The organism is Bradyrhizobium septentrionale, assembly GCF_011516645.4.
GTDB classification, from domain to species: domain Bacteria; phylum Pseudomonadota; class Alphaproteobacteria; order Rhizobiales; family Xanthobacteraceae; genus Bradyrhizobium; species Bradyrhizobium septentrionale.
On sequence record NZ_CP088285.1, the window covers coordinates 4,104,942 to 4,120,946 of the forward strand.

13 protein-coding genes and 1 riboswitch are annotated in these 16,005 nt (G+C 65.0%); of the genes, 8 read left to right on the forward strand and 5 right to left on the reverse strand.

The genetic code is table 11. The features are described from left to right. Window positions 1-697 precede the first annotated feature (697 nt). A riboswitch (guanidine-I (ykkC/yxkD leader) is annotated at window positions 698-808 on the forward strand. Between the two features lie 78 nt (window positions 809-886). The 7 genes from HAP48_RS21245 to HAP48_RS21275 all read left to right on the forward strand — a co-directional run bounded on the left by HAP48_RS21245 (window position 887) and on the right by HAP48_RS21275 (window position 9,193). Continuing rightward, window positions 887-1,960: a putative urea ABC transporter substrate-binding protein gene (locus tag HAP48_RS21245; protein WP_166210381.1), complete on the forward strand. Its 1,074-nt coding sequence runs from the start codon at window positions 887-889 to the stop codon at window positions 1,958-1,960. 43 nt (window positions 1,961-2,003) lie between these two features. Next, window positions 2,004-2,822 (forward strand): ABC transporter permease, encoded by an 819-nt coding sequence (locus tag HAP48_RS21250; RefSeq protein WP_166210378.1) that lies wholly within the window; start codon window positions 2,004-2,006, stop codon window positions 2,820-2,822. After that, window positions 2,819-3,652, forward strand: a complete 834-nt coding sequence (locus HAP48_RS21255) for an ABC transporter ATP-binding protein (protein WP_166210375.1) — start codon at window positions 2,819-2,821, stop codon at window positions 3,650-3,652. The genes HAP48_RS21250 and HAP48_RS21255 overlap by 4 nt, the downstream gene beginning before the upstream one ends. Further along, a complete protein-coding gene (locus HAP48_RS21260) occupies window positions 3,649-4,494 on the forward strand; it encodes an urea amidolyase associated protein UAAP1 (protein WP_166210372.1) in 846 nt (281 codons plus the stop codon). Before HAP48_RS21255 ends, HAP48_RS21260 begins: the two co-directional genes overlap by 4 nt. Beyond that, complete coding sequence (locus HAP48_RS21265) at window positions 4,491-5,144, forward strand: urea amidolyase associated protein UAAP2 (protein WP_166210369.1); 654 nt, start codon at window positions 4,491-4,493, stop codon at window positions 5,142-5,144. The genes HAP48_RS21260 and HAP48_RS21265 overlap by 4 nt, the downstream gene beginning before the upstream one ends. A gap of 3 nt (window positions 5,145-5,147) precedes the next feature. Then, window positions 5,148-8,690 carry an urea carboxylase gene (gene uca, locus HAP48_RS21270; protein ID WP_166210366.1) on the forward strand — a complete coding sequence of 1,181 codons (3,543 nt, stop codon included), beginning with the start codon at window positions 5,148-5,150 and terminating at the stop codon, window positions 8,688-8,690. Between the two features lie 68 nt (window positions 8,691-8,758). Beyond that, the gene (locus tag HAP48_RS21275) at window positions 8,759-9,193 is read left to right on the forward strand and encodes a hypothetical protein (protein WP_166210363.1); all 435 of its coding nucleotides are present in this window, start codon (window positions 8,759-8,761) and stop codon (window positions 9,191-9,193) included. A 12-nt stretch (window positions 9,194-9,205) separates the two neighbouring features. On the opposite strand, the gene HAP48_RS21280 is transcribed toward HAP48_RS21275, so the two are convergent. The 5 genes from HAP48_RS21280 to HAP48_RS21300 all read right to left on the reverse strand — a co-directional run bounded on the left by HAP48_RS21280 (window position 9,206) and on the right by HAP48_RS21300 (window position 14,305). Beyond that, window positions 9,206-9,901 carry an ABC transporter ATP-binding protein gene (locus HAP48_RS21280; protein WP_166210360.1) on the reverse strand — a complete coding sequence of 232 codons (696 nt, stop codon included), beginning with the start codon at window positions 9,899-9,901 and terminating at the stop codon, window positions 9,206-9,208. Further along, entirely contained in the window at window positions 9,901-10,650 is a 750-nt protein-coding gene (locus HAP48_RS21285) for an ABC transporter ATP-binding protein (protein WP_166210357.1), read from the reverse strand. Before HAP48_RS21285 ends, HAP48_RS21280 begins: the two co-directional genes overlap by 1 nt. Next, entirely contained in the window at window positions 10,647-11,939 is a 1,293-nt protein-coding gene (locus HAP48_RS21290; RefSeq protein ID WP_166210354.1) for a branched-chain amino acid ABC transporter permease, read from the reverse strand. Before HAP48_RS21290 ends, HAP48_RS21285 begins: the two co-directional genes overlap by 4 nt. Then, on the reverse strand, window positions 11,936-12,883 hold the full coding sequence (locus HAP48_RS21295; protein WP_166210351.1) for a branched-chain amino acid ABC transporter permease: 948 nt from the start codon (window positions 12,881-12,883) through the stop codon (window positions 11,936-11,938). Before HAP48_RS21295 ends, HAP48_RS21290 begins: the two co-directional genes overlap by 4 nt. A 183-nt stretch (window positions 12,884-13,066) precedes the next feature. Beyond that, window positions 13,067-14,305: a branched-chain amino acid ABC transporter substrate-binding protein gene (locus HAP48_RS21300; protein WP_166210348.1), complete on the reverse strand. Its 1,239-nt coding sequence runs from the start codon at window positions 14,303-14,305 to the stop codon at window positions 13,067-13,069. A gap of 539 nt (window positions 14,306-14,844) precedes the next feature. Here HAP48_RS21300 and HAP48_RS21305 point away from each other — a divergent pair. Further along, on the forward strand, window positions 14,845-15,909 hold the full coding sequence (locus HAP48_RS21305; RefSeq protein ID WP_166210345.1) for a ketopantoate reductase family protein: 1,065 nt from the start codon (window positions 14,845-14,847) through the stop codon (window positions 15,907-15,909). Window positions 15,910-16,005 lie beyond the last annotated feature (96 nt).

Genomic DNA, 16,005 nt, shown 5'->3' on the forward strand with positions numbered 1-16,005 from the left:
CGGCCCGTTTTGGGCAACAGCCATGCGAGTTCCGCATGTTTCAAGATGACAGCGGATCGGGAGTCCTACAAGTCCCAGATTGATAGATCTTCCCCGGGGCAGTCCTCCGGGAGGGCGGACTTGCCACCAATTCCCGAAGCGAATCCTGCGGCCAACCGATCAAGAAGGTTTCTGCTGGCAGGCTGATCGACTCAGAAGGGGTAACCCCAATGCCCGGCAAAGCCTTGCGCTTGGCGGGCCGAGCGCAGGAGCGGATTCTTCGTCGTTCGATCTGCGAGCCCCAGGTGAATAGAATCAAGCAACGTCGTCGGGGCGCGACGCGATAGGACAGGCTTGCTGCCATCTACCTTGCGCTCGTCCAACTCGCATCGATCAGGCTATGGCTGCGCATTAGCGAGTCCGCGTCGTGGTCCGCTTCGGATCGCCAGCGTCGCATCGCGGCGCCAGGCCGTAGCGGCCATGCAGGCCACGCCAGAGGCCGTCGCACAAGGCACTCAAAAGCTTGCGCATCGAACTTCCCCCTCGACATCAGCAATGGCGGCATCCTGCTGACGTCGCGGGCGAAAGGACAGAAGCTTTTCTAGGCAGGTCTGCGTGGTTTTTAAGCAGGCGGTCGTGGCAGCCGAGCGACCCGCGCCAAAAAATCTTATGAGATTCAAATTCCGGCGCTGTGGCACGCCTCGTGCATCGAAGGCGTCGAGTTGGCCGCTAGGGTTCCGACCTTGAGAGACAGGGTGCTGGTCCGAGAGCAGCCGCTTGCGGGGGAGACATCCCCGCAGGTGCACGGCGGGATAAAAGCCCGGGAGACCTCGTTAGCCAAGGGATTGGCGGAGCGATGGTCTTTTCGCCAGTCCCTTTTTGTGAAGTTTCGCAAGAGGGATCGGCAATGCACAAATTCAGTTTCTTCCTTCGCTCTGTTGTCATCGGCTGCGCAGTTGCGCTCGCGGCCGCTTCCAGCGCCGACGCCGCGCCGAAGAAAAGCTTCAAGGTCGCCTGGTCGATCTATGTCGGGTGGATGCCGTGGGGCTATGCGGCCGACACCGGCATCGTCAAGAAGTGGGCCGACAAATACGGCATCGCGATCGAGGTCAAGCAGTTCAACGACTACGTCGAATCGATCAACCAGTACACCGCCGGCGGCTATGACGCCGTCACCATCACCAACATGGACGCGCTGTCGATTCCTGCCGCCGGCGGCGTCGACACCACTGCGGTCGTGATGGGCGACTTCTCCAACGGCAATGACGCCGTGATCCTCAAGAACAAGGCCGATCTCGCCGCGATCAAGGGGCAGACCGTCAATCTGGTCGAGTTCTCGGTGTCGCATTATCTGCTGGCGCGCGCGCTCGAGACCAGCAAGTTGAGCGAGAAGGACGTCAAGGTCATCAACACCTCCGACGCTGATATCGCGGCGGCCTACAAGACGCCCGACGTCAGCGCGGTCGTGACCTGGAATCCGATCGTGACGGAAATCCTCGGCTCGCCCGACGCCAAGAAGGTGTTCGATTCCTCGCAGATCCCCGGCGAGATCATGGACCTGATGGTGGTGAACACGGCGGTTGCCAAGGACAATCCCGACTTCGCCAAGGCGCTGGTCGGCATCTGGTACGAGACGATCTCCAAAATGACGGCGAACGATTCCGCCGCGAAGGTCGCCAAGGAGGCGATGGCCAAGGCCTCCGGCACCGATCTCGCCGGTTTCGACAGCCAGCTCTCGACCACCAAACTGTTCGACAAGGCCACCGATGCCGAAGCTTTTACGCGCAGCCAGACGGTCGGCGTGACGATGGATCGCGTCCGCAAGTTCCTGTTCGAGAAGGATCTGCTCGGCAAGGGCGCGAAATCGGCCGACGCCGTCGGCATCGAGCTCGCCGACAAGTCGGTGCTGGGCGACAAGTCGAACGTCAAGCTGCGCTTCGACTCGACCTACATGGACGAAGCCGCCAAGGGCAAGCTCTGACGCCAAGCTCTGACGTATCGCCCGCCTCAGGCAGGAGCCGACCATGCGACTTGTGAACATACGGCCGGGACGGCAGACGCGATTCTATCTCCTCGCGCTGCCGTTCCTGTTGGTCGCAATCGCCTACTTCGCCGGCTCCAGCGCGCGGCTCACGCAAAACCCGAACGACAAGCTGCTGCCAGCCCTGCCCAACATGGTGCAGGCCGTCAAGCAGATGGCGTTCGAGGTCGACCCGCGCACCGGCAGCTATCTGATGGCCACCGACACCGTCGCCAGCCTGGGGCGGCTGGGGTCGGCGCTTGCGATCTCGACGGTGGCCGCGCTGGTCCTCGGCATCGTGATCGGGCTGTTGCCGGGCGCCAACGCCCTGCTCGGGCCGTTCGTGTCCGTCACCTCCATGGTGCCGCCGCTGGCATTGTTGCCGATCCTGTTCATCGTGATGGGGCTGGGAGAGAACTCGAAGATCGCGTTGATCGTGATCGGGACGCTGCCCTGCATGATCCGCGATCTCGCGATGAAAGTGCAGGAGCTGCCGCGCGAGCAGATCGTCAAGGCGCAGACGCTCGGCGCCTCGACCTGGCAGATCGCGCTGCGCGTCGCGGTGCCGCAAACGCTGCCGCGGCTGATCGATGTGCTGCGGCTGCAGCTCGGGCCCGCCTGGCTGTTCCTGATCGCCGCCGAGGCGATCGCCTCCGATTCCGGGCTCGGCTACCGGATCTTCCTGGTGCGCCGCTATCTCGCGATGGATGTCATCATTCCCTACGTCGCCTGGATCACGCTGCTGGCGTTCCTGATCGATGTCGGACTGCGCGTCATGCAACGCAGGCTGTTTCCCTGGTTTGCCTCGGTGAGGGCGGAATGAGCGCGATCCGTTTCGACGACGTCTGGAAGGAATACGGCGACCACATCGTGCTGGAGCGCATCACGATGGAGGTCGAGCCGCGCGCCTTCATTGCGCTGGTCGGCCCGTCCGGCTGCGGCAAGACCACGCTGCTCCGCATGCTGCTCGGCGAGGAGCAGCCGAGCCGCGGCCAGATCCTGGTCGACGGCAAGCCGCTGCCCGGCGAGCCGGATGCCGACCGCGGCGTGGTGTTTCAGCGCTACTCGGTGTTCCCGCATCTGACCGTTTTGCAGAACGTCATGCTTGGCCGCGAATTGCGCGACGCCAAATTCACCGCCCGGCTGTTCGGCGCCGCGCGCCGCGCCGCCGCTGACGACGCCATGAAGCTGCTGGCCGAAGTCGGGCTCGCCGGTCAGGAGAACAAATATCCGTCCGCGCTGTCGGGCGGCATGCAGCAGCGCCTCGCGCTGGCGCAGGCGATCATGCGCGGGCCAAAAATCCTGCTGCTCGACGAGCCGTTCGGCGCGCTCGATCCGGGAATCCGCGCCGACATCCATGTTTTGATGAAGCGCCTGTGGAACGAGACCCATCTGACCGTCGTGATGGTGACGCACGACCTCAGTGAAGCGTTCGGGCTCGCAACCCGCGTGATCGCGCTGGAGCGCCAGCGCAACCGGCCCGAGGAGCGCGAGCTCTACGGCGCCACGGTGTCGCGCGACCTCGAGATCTTCCCGCGCCGCAGCGCCGAGCTGCGGTCATCAGTTCAACCAGCTCCGATCGGGACGACCCGGTCAGGCAAGGAGCATCAGCCGGGACGGCCCGGCGCTCTCGTCTTGAAGGAGCAACCATGATCCTCACAGAGGAACAGAAGGCCGAGGTCGCGGCGCATACCCGACGCTACAACGAGTTGAAGGCGGCGGGGCAGGAGCACGCGCCGCGCGCGCTGCCACAGCCGACTTCGCGCGACGCCGCGCCGATCGCCGCCGACACGGTAATTCATCGGGAAACGATTCCGGCCGGCTGGTACTGGACCACGCGGCTGAACCGCGGCGAGGCGCTGCGCATCGTCAACACGTCAGGGACATCCACCGTCAGCCTGCTCGCCTGGAACAGCGCCGACATCACCGAGCGGCTCAACCACGCCGACACCATCAAGGTGCAGTGGGCGGCACGGCTGCAGAAGGGACGCGTGCTGCTGTCGGACATGGGGCGCGCGCTGCTCGGCATCACCGAGGACACCAGCGCTGCGCATGATGCCGTGGTCGGCGGCTCGACCGCGGCGACCAACCAGGCGAAATACGGCGACGGCAATTTCCGCAACACCCGCGACAATTTCATCCTGGCCGCCGCCAAGCTCGGGCTCGATCGCCGCGACGTCCACCCCTGCGTCAGCTTCTTTGCACCGGTCGCAATCGACGCCGACGGCAGATTTGTCTGGTCCGGCGCGCGCCGGCAAAAGGGCGATTTCGTCGATCTGCGCGCGGAGATGGATCTGTTGATTGCGCTGTCGAACTGTCCGCATCCGCTCGATCCCGCGAAAACCTATCCGCAGGCGAGCGCGGAGGTCGTGCGCCATCGCGCCGATGCGCCCGCGGCCGACGATTTGTGCCGCACCGCGACCGCGGAGGCGATCCGTGCCTTTGAGAACAATGCGTTGTATTTCGGCGAGACCTCGGAAGGAGCCTTGCGATGACCACGCAATCCGCTCGGACCGCCGGCCGCATCGTTCTCGACGCCGAAATTCCCGCGCGCAAGCCGTGGTCGGCCGTTATCCGCAAGGGACAGACGCTGCGGATCACAGATACTCATGGCCAGCAGGCGGTCGACACGCTGTTCTATCGTGCCGACGACTTCGGGGAGCGCTACAGCGGGCAGGATACGCTGCGTGCGCAGGGCTCGGCCTATGTCGGGCTCGGCACGCGGATCATGTCCAATGAAGGCAGCGTGATGCTGCGCGTGGTGGCCGACAGCTGCGGCCTGCACGACACGTCGGCGGGTGCCTGCTCCTGCGAAAGCAACACGGTGCGGTTCGGGCACCAGACCCGCTACCAGCACGCCTGCCGTGAGAACTTCGTGCTGGAGGCCGCGAAATACGGCATGTCGAAGCGCGACATCGTGCCGAACCTGAACTTCTTCATGAACGTGCCGATCGACCCTGCCGGCAATTTCACCGTGGTCGACGGCGTCTCCAAGCCTGGCGACGCCATCGAGCTGGTGGCCGAGATGGATGTGCTGTGCCTGATCTCGAACTGTCCGCAGATCAACAATCCCTGCAACGGCTTTTTCCCGACGCCGGTGCAAGTCACGATCTTCGACGCCACGATCTTCGAGCCGGAGGCGTGAGGCATGTTCAGCAAGGTTCTGATTGCCAACCGCGGCGAGATCGCCGGGCGGATCGGCAAAACATTGCACCGCATGGGCATCGGCTCGGTCGCGGTCTACTCCGACGCCGACCGCTTCACCCGGCCGGTGCTCGACGCCGGCGAGGCGGTCCGGATCGGCCCGGCGCCGGCGGCCGAGAGCTATCTCAATGTCGATGCGATCATGGCGGCCTGTCTTGCGACCGGCGCGCAGGCGGTGCATCCCGGCTACGGCTTCCTGTCGGAGAACCGCCGCTTTGCCGAGCGGCTCGCCGAGCACGGCATCAAGTTCATCGGGCCCCGGCCTGAGCATCTCGACGCCTTCGGCCTCAAGCACAAGGCACGCGAGATCGCCGAAAACAGCGGCGTGCCGCTGCTGCCGGGCTCCGGTCTGCTCGAGACCATCGACGAAGCGGTGCAGCAGGCCGAGGTGATCGGCTTTCCGGTGATGCTCAAAAGCACGGCGGGCGGTGGCGGCATCGGCATGCAGCTCTGCCACGACATGGCGACGCTGCGCGAACGGTTCGCCTCGGTGCAGCGCACCGCGCGGGCGAGCTTTGGCGATGCGCGGGTCTATCTCGAGCGGTTCGTTGCGCAGGCGCGCCACATCGAGGTGCAGATCTTCGGCAACGGCAAGGGCGACGTGGTGGCGCTGGGCGAACGCGACTGCTCGCTGCAGCGGCGCAACCAGAAGGTCTTTGAGGAGACCCCCGCGCCCGGGCTCTCCGCCGACATCCGGCGGCGGCTGCATGCCGCGGCGGTCTCGCTCGGCAAGGCGGTCGCTTACGAATCCGCCGGCACGGTGGAGTTCATCTACGACGTCGAGCGCGAGGACTTCTACTTCCTCGAGGTGAACACCCGTCTGCAGGTCGAGCATCCCGTCACCGAACAGGTCTACGGCGTCGATCTGGTCGAATGGATGATCCGGCAGGCGGCCGGCGAGGATGTGCTGGGCACCGCCGGCGCGCTCATGCCAAGGGGCGCGGCGATCGAGGTGCGGCTCTACGCCGAGAACCCGGGCGCCGGCTTCCGCCCGAGCGCGGGCCGGCTGACGCAGGTCAGCTTTTCGCCGGCTGCGCGGATCGACGGATGGATCGAGACCGGCACCGAAGTGTCGCCGTTCTACGATCCGATGCTGGCCAAGATCATCGTGTCGGCCAAGACCCGCGAGGCCGCGATCGCGAAGCTGACGCAGGCGCTCGATGACACAGTCGTGGCCGGCATCGAGACCAATCTCGCCTATCTGCGCGCGATCGCGGCATCGGACGTGTTCCGCAGCGGGCAGGTCGCGACCAGCGTGCTCGGCGCGTTCGCCTATCGTCCGCGCACCATCGACGTCGTCGCCCCCGGCGCCCAAAGTGGGGTGCAGGAATTGCCCGGCCGGCTGCATCTCTGGCATGTCGGCGTGCCGCCAAGCGGCCCGATGGACGAGCGGTCGTTCCGCCTCGCCAACCGCGTGGCCGGCAACCCGGAGACGACGACCGCGCTGGAGCTGATGGTCAACGGGCCAACCTTGCGCTTCAACACCGATGCGATCGTCGCGCTGTCGGGCGCGCGGATGAAGGCATCGCTCGACGGCGCCGAGGTTGCCTATCACGAGCCGGTCGCGGTGCGCGCCGGCCAGACGCTCGTCATCGGCAGCATTCAGGGGGCGGGCCAGCGCAGCTATCTTGCCGTGCGTGGCGGCATCGACGTGCCGGAGATTCTCGGATCGCGCGCGGTGTTTGCGCTCGGCGCGTTCGGCGGCCATGCGACGGGGTCGCTGAAGGCCGGCGACGTGCTGCATATTGGTGCCGAGACGTCGAGCCTTGCAGCCCCGCGACGCGCAGAGGAAAGTGAGCGGCCAGAGCTCGCGTCCGCATGGCAGATCGGCGTGCTCTACGGCCCGCACGGCGCGCCGGACTTCTTCCTCGACGAGGACATCGAGACGCTGTTTGCGGCGAGCTACGAGGTGCACTTCAACAGCGCCCGCACCGGCGTGCGGCTGATCGGCCCGAAGCCGCGCTGGGCGCGGGCCGATGGCGGCGAGGCCGGGCTGCATCCGTCGAACATCCACGACAACGCCTATGCGGTCGGCTCGATCGACTTCACCGGCGACATGCCGATCATTCTCGGGCGCGACGGACCGAGCCTCGGCGGCTTTGTCTGTCCGGCGGTCGTCGCGCGCGAGGAGCTCTGGAAGATCGGCCAGCTCAGGCCCGGCGATGCCGTCCGCTTCGTGCCGGTGAAACGCGACGATCCGGTCGCCGGACCCACGGTGCTGCGGGCGCCCGAGCTCGGTTCGGCGGTGGTTGGACGTCATGATGACGGCCCGATCCCGGTGGTCTACCGGCGCGCCGGCGACGACAATCTGCTGGTCGAATATGGCCCGATGGAGCTCGACATCGCGCTGCGGCTGCGCGTGCATGTGCTGGCGCAGGCGCTGGAGGCGGCGAAGCTCGGCGGCCTGATCGATCTCACGCCCGGCATCCGCTCGCTGCAGATCCATTATGACGGCACGGCGCTGCCGCGGCAAAAGCTGCTCGGCATGCTCAGGCGGATCGAACGCGAATTGCCGCCGGTCGACGCGATGCGGGTGCCGAGCCGCACCGTGCATCTGCCGCTGTCGTGGCGCGATCCAGAGGCCGAGCTTGCGATGCGCAAGTATCAGGAGCTGGTGCGTGCGGACGCGCCATGGTGTCCCTCGAATGTCGAGTTCATCCGCCGCATCAACGGGCTCGGCAGCGAGGACGATGTCCGCCGCATCGTGTTCGATGCGGATTATTTCGTGCTCGGCCTCGGCGACGTCTATCTCGGCGCGCCGGTGGCGACGCCGCTCGACCCGCGGCACCGGCTGGTGACCACCAAGTACAATCCAGCGCGGACCTGGACGCCGGAGAACGCGGTTGGAATCGGCGGCGCCTATATGTGCATCTACGGCATGGAAGGGCCGGGCGGCTATCAGCTGTTCGGTCGCACCATCCAGGTCTGGAACAGCTGGCGCACGACGCGGGTGTTCGAGCCGGGCCATCCATGGTTGCTGCGGTTTTTCGACAAGATCCGCTTCTTCCCGGTCGATGCCGACGAGTTGCTCGACGCGCGCGCCGCATTCCCGCACGGCCAGTACGACATCAGGATCGAAGAAGGCGAGTTCTCCTACGCCGACTATGCGAAATCCCTGGCCGAGGCGCGCCCATCGATCGCGGCGTTCAAGGCAACCCAGCAGGCAGCGTTCGATGCCGAGCGCCAGCGCTGGCGCGAGATGAAGCTCGACGAGGCGCCGGCGGAGTCGGTTGATGCGGGTGCTGTCGCGACGGGTATTCCCGACGGCCAGATCGGCGCCTTCTCGGAAGTGCCCGGCAACATCTGGAAGATCCTGGTCGAGGACGGCGCCGAGGTTGCCGCCGGCGACGTGCTGGCGATCATCGAGTCGATGAAGATGGAGATCAGCGTGCTCTCGCCAGCAGCGGGCCGCATTGCATCGGTGCCGGTGAAGCCCGGGCAAACGCTGCGCGCCGGAGATGTCGTGGCGTTGATCCGGCCGGAGTAGGATGTCTTGCCCTCGACTGCGGCGCGGAGGCGGACGTCGCATGGGTTCTGAGTGTAGCCAGCAGAGACATGCTACAATGGATTTTGAATGAGTTTGGTCGAGGACATTTAACGCTTTGGGCGCTAGATCGAAACATGCGACGCCAATTACTCGTCTCCCTCATGCTGTGTGTGATCGCTTGGCTCGGACGGCCACAAGCGGCCTGCGCAGTCGAAGGGATCAGCTCAAGTGATCCTCGGGACCGCACGCTGGACCTTGCGCCGGCCGATGCGGGTCCGCTCAAGCTTGCTAAGTTCTATTACCAACACGTCGAGGTCAATTTTAGACAGATAGCGATGGTGTCGCCGGATGGCCGTTCGGTGATGTACCTTCAAGGTGGCTCCGACTATTCGGCCGAGCGCAAGAAGCTGTATGTCGCGCAGATCGATGCGCGTGATAGCTGGAGCAGCTACACGCTGAATAGTCGCGCCATTGGACGCGACTGGCTGCCCCGAACGAGATGAGGCCGCCGCGCCTCACACTTCCAGCCATTCCTCGCGAACGGCGGCGTTGGATTTGAGCTGCTCTGGGGTGCCTTCGAACACGACGCGGCCGTGGCCCATGATGTAGACCCGGTTCGAGATCTTCATCGCGATCGAGAGCTTCTGCTCGACCAGGAGGATGGCGACGCCGGCTTTCGCGATCCGTGCGATCAGCTCGCCGACCTGCTGCACGATCAATGGCGCGAGGCCTTCGGTCGGCTCGTCGATCATCATCAACTCGGGATCGCCGAGCAGCGTGCGGCAGGTGGTCAGCATCTGCTTCTCGCCGCCCGACAGCACGCCCGCCGGCGTGTCGGCGCGCGCGGCGAGGTTCGGGAACATGTCGAGCATCTCCTGCAGCCGCCACTTGCCGGGGCGGCGCGGGTCCTTGATGCCGAGGATCAGGTTCTGGCGAACCGTCAGGCCCGGAAAGATGTCGCGATGCTCCGGCACATAGCCGAGGCCGAGGCGGGCGATCTTATGGCTCGGCAGGCCCGCGATGTCCTGGCCCTTGAAGCGGATGGTGCCCTGCGGCGGCACCTCGCCCATGATCGCCTTGACGGTGGTGGAGCGGCCGACGCCGTTGCGCCCCAACAGGCTGACCACTTCGCCGGCGGCGATGTCGAGATCGACGCCCTGCAGGATGTGGCTCTTGCCGTAATAGGCGTGGAGATTCCTGACCTCGAGCATCAGTCGACCTCCTCGCCGAGATAGGCTTCCTTGACCTTCGGGTTGCCGCGGATCTCCTCCGGGGTGCCGGAGGCGATGATGTGGCCGTAGACCAGCACGGAAATGCGGTCGGCAAGCCCGAACACCACGCTCATGTCGTGCTCGACGATCACGAGCGTGCGTCCTTCGGTGAGGCGGCGGATCAGCGCGACGGCGCGCTCGGTCTCGGCGTGGCTCATGCCCGCGGTCGGCTCGTCCAGCATGATGACGCTGGCGCCGCCGGCGATCGTGATGCCGATCTCGAGCTCGCGCTGCTCGGCATAGGTGAGCAGGCCCGCCGGCACGTCGCGGCGATGGCTGAGATGGATGTCGTCGAGGATCTGCGCGGTGCGCTGTCTCACCTCGGGCAGATTGTCGACGTTCTTCCAGAACGCGTAGCGGTGGCCGGTCGCCCACAGCACGGCGCAGCGGACGTTCTCCCACACCGTCATGCGGGCGAACACGTTGGTGACCTGGAACGAGCGCGACAGCCCGCGCCGGTTGATCTCGAACGGCCGCAAGCCCGAGGTCACCTCGCCGTTGAGGCGGATCTCGCCCGAGGTCGGCTTGATGTGGCCGCTGATCAGGTTGAAGGTGGTCGACTTGCCGGCGCCGTTCGGGCCGATGATGGCGTGACGCTCGCCCTTGGCGACGCTCAGATTGAGATCGCGGATGATGGCGACATTGCCGAAGCTCTTCTCGACGGCGTTGACTTGAATGGCCGCGGTCATGCCAGATACCCCCGATCACGGGCCACCGTCGCGGCGCGATCCCAGGCCTCGGCGACGCGCCGCCAGGTGATGCGCGCGACCAGGAAGCCGCCGACGACGAGAACCGCGGCGGCCGCCCAGGTGGTCGGCGCGGTCGGGACGAAGGCAATGCCCAGAAGGTTGATCGCGTCGCCGCTCGCGAAGCGGGCGACCGTCTCGATGCTCAGGATGATGCCGAGCACCAGCGCCAGCGTCGGGATTGCCGCGACCAGGTAGGACGGGATCACGGTGCCAAGGGTGCCGGCGCGGATCAGCGGACGGTGCTTCATCAAAATGCCGGCGATGCCGCCCGGCGCGAACATCACGATGACGATGAAGATGATGCCGAAATAGAGCTGCCAGACCGAGGTGACGTTGGTCAGTCCGAGTTGCAGATAGGTTACCAGGATGGCGCCGAGGATCGGACCGAAGAAATAGGCGGTGCCGCCGATGAACGCGGCAAACAGCACCAGGCCCGATTGCGTCGCGCCGAGATAGGCGGAGTTGGCGATCTCGAAATTGATCGCGGCGAGCCCGCCGGCGATGCCGGCGAAGAAGCCGGCGAACATGTAGGCGAGATAGCGCACCACATGCGGATCGTAGCCGATGAACTGGACGCGCTCCGGATTGTCGCGCACCGCGTTGCAGATCCGCCCGAGCGGCGTGCGGGTCAGCGCGTACATCGCGATCGCCGAGATCAGCACCCAGAACGCGATCAGATAGTAGACCTGAATCTGCGGCCCGAAGGTCCAGCCGAACATCGGCGCTAGCGCCGTGCGGTCGGTGGTGATGCCCGACTCGCCGCCGAACACGCTGCGCAGGATCAGCGAGGACGAGGCGACCAGTTCACCGATGCCGAGTGAGATCATCGCAAACACGGTGCCAGCGCGCTTGGTCATCACCCAGCCGACCACCAACGCGAAGGCCATGCCGCCGATGCCGCCGATCAGCGGGATCACCGGCAGCGGGATCGGCCAGTTGTGGCTGGCGACGGCGTTCATGGCGTGGACCGCCAGGAAGCCGCCAAGGCCGTACTGCACCGCGTGTCCGAACGACAACAGCCCGGTCTGGCCGAGCAGGATGTTGTAGGACAGCGCGAAGATGATCGCGATGCCGATCAGGCTGAACGAGGTCAGCGAGCCGCCGGAGGAGAAGATCAGCGGCAGCACGACGAGGGCGATGGCGGCGAGCAGCCAGACGCCATAGAAGGTCAGGGCGCCGCTGGACTCTTCCTTGGCAACGGCGGGAGCGGGGGTCGCAGCGTTCGTCATGACTCGCGCGTCCCCAGCAGGCCCATGGGGCGGAAGATCAGGACCAGCACCAGCAGCACATAGGGCAGGATCGGCGCGATCTGCGCGATCGTGACGTTCCAGATGTCGGTGAGCGGCGAGGCGCCGAGGCTCGGGTCGAGCGGGCCGAACACGCTGGCGAGCGAACCGTTCAGCGCGACCGCAAAGGTCTGGATCAAACCAATCAATAGCGAAGCGATGAAGGCGCCGGGCAACGAGCCGAGGCCGCCGAACACGATGACGACGAACAGGATCGGGCCGAGCAGCGCGGCCATGTCGGATTGCGTCACCAGCGAGGGACCGGCGATGACGCCGGCGAGGCCCGCCAGCGCACTGCCGACGCCGAACACCAGCATGAAGATGCGCCCGACATTGTGGCCGAGATGGCCGACCATGCTCGGATGGGTCAGCGCGGCCTGCACGATGAGACCGACCCGGGTCTTCTTCAGCGTGACCAGCAGCGCGATGAAGATCACGACCGACACCACCAGCATGAAGATCTTGTAGGCGGGATAATTGGTGGAGAACACGGTGAAGGCCGGGAAGTCGAGCATCGCCGGGACCCGGTAGTCGACCGGGCTCTTGCCCCAGATCATCGAGACGATTTCCTCGATCGCGAACGCCAGGCCGAAGGTCAAAAGCAGCTCGGCGACATGGCCGTGCTTGTGGGTGTTGCGCAGGCCGTAGCGCTCGACGCCCATGCCGACCACGCCGACCAGCAGCGGCGCCAGCACGAAGGCCGGCCAGAATCCGATCCAGCGCGTCAGCTGATAGCCGAAAAACGCGCCCAGCATGTAGAAGCTCGCATGCGCGAAATTGAGCACGCCCATCATGCTGAAGATGACGGTGAGCCCGCTGGACAACAGAAACAGCAACATGCCGAACAAGACGCCGTTGAGCGTCGAGATGACGATCAGCTCAGCCATGGCGCACCCGCTGAAAACTCGAACGGTTCACGAGGGAAAAGACCTGTCGAACGAAATGAACTGCCTGTCAATCCGGGGCGCTCGCGTCAGCGAGCGAACCCGGAATCTCGAGATTCCCCGGTGCGCAATTGCGCACCTGTGGTTCGGTCCTGCGGACCGCCCCGGAATGACTGAGGCGGCCGATCAGGGCCGCTTCATGTTGCAGGTGGTCGGAAGTATCGTCTGCGCGGTGTCGCTCTTGGAGACGATGCGCCAGCCCCAGCCGGTGTTTTCCTCGTCATACGGCTCCTTGGCCTTGTCGGTCAGCGAGCCGAACGAGGAGATGTAGATCGGCTGGAAGAACTGGTGGTCGTCCTTGCGCATGAAGCCCTCGCCGCCGTCGAACACGTCGAACTTCATGCCCTCGAGCGCGGCCGCGACCTTCACCGGATCGATCGAGTTGGCCTTCTCGGCGGCCGCCTTGAACATCCGCATCTCGTTGACCGCGCGCGGATACCACACGGAAATGCCGGTCTTGGCGCGGAAGTCCTTCTCGAAATCCATCGCCGCCTTGTTGCCGGAGTTCGGGACGCCTTCGCTGATCTGGAACACCTGGTTCTCGAGGCCGGTCTGCTTGATCGCGGTCGGTCCGCCGGCGCCGCCGGCATAGTAGGTGTACCAGTTGACCTTGAGGCCGGCGTCGGCCGCCGCCTTCAAGAGCAGCGCGAAGTCCTGTCCCCAGTTGCCGGTCACGACGCTGTCGGCGCCGGACGCCTTGATCTTGGCGACGTAGGGCGAGAAGTCGGTGATCTTGAGCAGCGGATGCAATTCGTCGCCGACGATCTGGATGTCGGAGCGCTTGGCCGCCAGCATCTTGCGCGCATCCGTGCGCACCGACTGGCCGAACGAATAGTCCTGGTTGATCAGGTAGACTTTCTTGATGGACGGCTGATCCTTCATGTAGTTGGTCAGCGCTGCCATCTTGATCTCCGAGTTCGCATCCCAGCGGAAGTGCCAGTAGCTGCACTTCTCGTTGGTCATGGCCGGATCGACCGCGGCATAGTTGAAGTAGAGCACTTCCTTGCCGGGGTTGCGCGAATTGTTCTTGGTGACGAAATCCTCGAGCGCGGCGCCGACCGACGAGCCGTTGCCCTGGGTGATGTAGCGGATGCCGGCGTCGACCGCCTTCTGCGCCTGCACCAGGCTTTCCTGCGGATTGGTCTTGTTGTCGAGCGGGACGATCTCGACCTTGTGGCCAAGGATGCCGCCCTTGGCGTTCAATTCGTCGGCGAGGTACTGAAACGTCTTCAGGCCGCCCTCACCAACGCTCGCACCGCCGCCGGAGAGCGGATCGATATAGCCGATCTTGATGGTTTCCTGCGCGGACGCCGCGCTACCAAGCATCAGGAAGGCCGCAGCCACGGCAAAGGGAAGATGACGCATATCCTGTCGTTTCCTCGTTGAAGATTGACTTTGTTTGAAGATTGTTTTGCTGGCCGTTGCTGCGCAACAGCGTCGCGATACTGCGCGAATGCCCACGCATTGACAAGTCTGGTTCGGGCATGGCTCGTGCCCGACCATCCGGAAAAGTGAGCAAGCGCTCGGTAAACATTGCAACGCACGTGCTTCATCCCGTGCTGCGGGATAAGCTCTCGCGCGGTCGCGATCAGGCGTTAGACCTAAGTCGCTGTTCCCGACCGATTTCACCAATCGGGTGATCAATGTCTCCGATCAGGATGGTTGCGCCGGCCGATCGCCGTCGTGAAGGCGCGTCTTGAACGGCGCGATTGTCGCACCCCTTATTGTCACGCCCTTGCAGTTTGTGCTGGACACCGGCGCGGCTTGCGGTAAGGGGTTGCTTCCGTGGTATACCACGGCCTGGCATTCTCCGTTGTCCGCCAAGTGCGGACCGGCGGCAGTCACCCGGACGGGTCTGGCTCGGGCGTTGAGAGACTTCCAGCATTGGCTTTGAAAGAGAGAGCATGGCGCGCAACATTCTGATTTTGGGAGCTTCCTACGGCTCCCTGCTGGGGACCAAGCTTCTGATGGCGGGTCACAATGTGACCTTGGTGTGCCGGAAGAACACGGCCGACCTGATCAACCGCGACGGCACCGAGGTCCGCATCAAGCTGCGCGACGAAAAGGAGCACCGCTCTATCTTCTCGCGCGATTTGCCGGGCAAGCTCGACGCCGTGACACCCGCCGATGTCGACGTGTCGCGCTACGACATGGTTGGGCTGGCGATGCAGGAGCCGCAATACACCAACCACACGGTTCGCGTGCTGATGATCAAGATCGCGGCGGCGAAGCTGCCCTGCCTGTCGATCATGAACATGCCGCCGCTGCCGTATCTGAAGCGGATTCCCGCGCTCGCCGGTATGGACCTCGAGGAGGCCTACACCAATGCGCAGGTGTGGGAGCGCTTCGAACCGGGACTGGTGACGCTGTGCTCGCCGGATCCGCAGGCCTTCCGTCCGCCGGAAGAGAAGGCCAACGTGCTGCATGTCGGCCTGCCGACCAACTTCAAGGCCTCCGCCTTCGCCGACGACAAGCACAACAAGGTGCTGCGCGAGCTCGAAGCCGATATCGACGCGGTGACGCTCGACGGCCAGGACGTGCCGGTGAAGCTGAAGGTGTTTGACTCGCTGTTCGTGCCGCTGGCGAAATGGTCGATGCTGCTGACCGGCAATTATCGCTGCATCACGCCGAAGGAGCCGCAATCGATCCGCGACGCCGTGCACGGCGACCTGACGCGCTCGCAGGCGATCTACGACCATGTCGATTCGATCGCGCGCCAGCTCGGCGCCGATCCTGCCGACCAGGTGCCGTTCGCGAAATACGCCAAGGCGGCGGAAAGCCTGCTCAAGCCGTCCTCGGCGGCCCGTGCGGTCGCCGCCGGCGCGCCGTTCATCGAGCGCGTCGACCTCTTGGTGAAGCTGATCTCGCACCAGCTCGGCAAGCCCAGCGCCGAGATCGACCGCACGGTCGAGACCGTCGATCAGAAGCTGAACGAGAAGATCGTGCAGGGCGGCTCCGGCGCGGAGTGACGCGCACCGTGGCGGGGGCGATGGCGCCCTCGCCATGCACCGGCGTTCAGCAAAACGTAAACCGCGGTTCCCAAACGCATGGCTCGGCCGATCCAG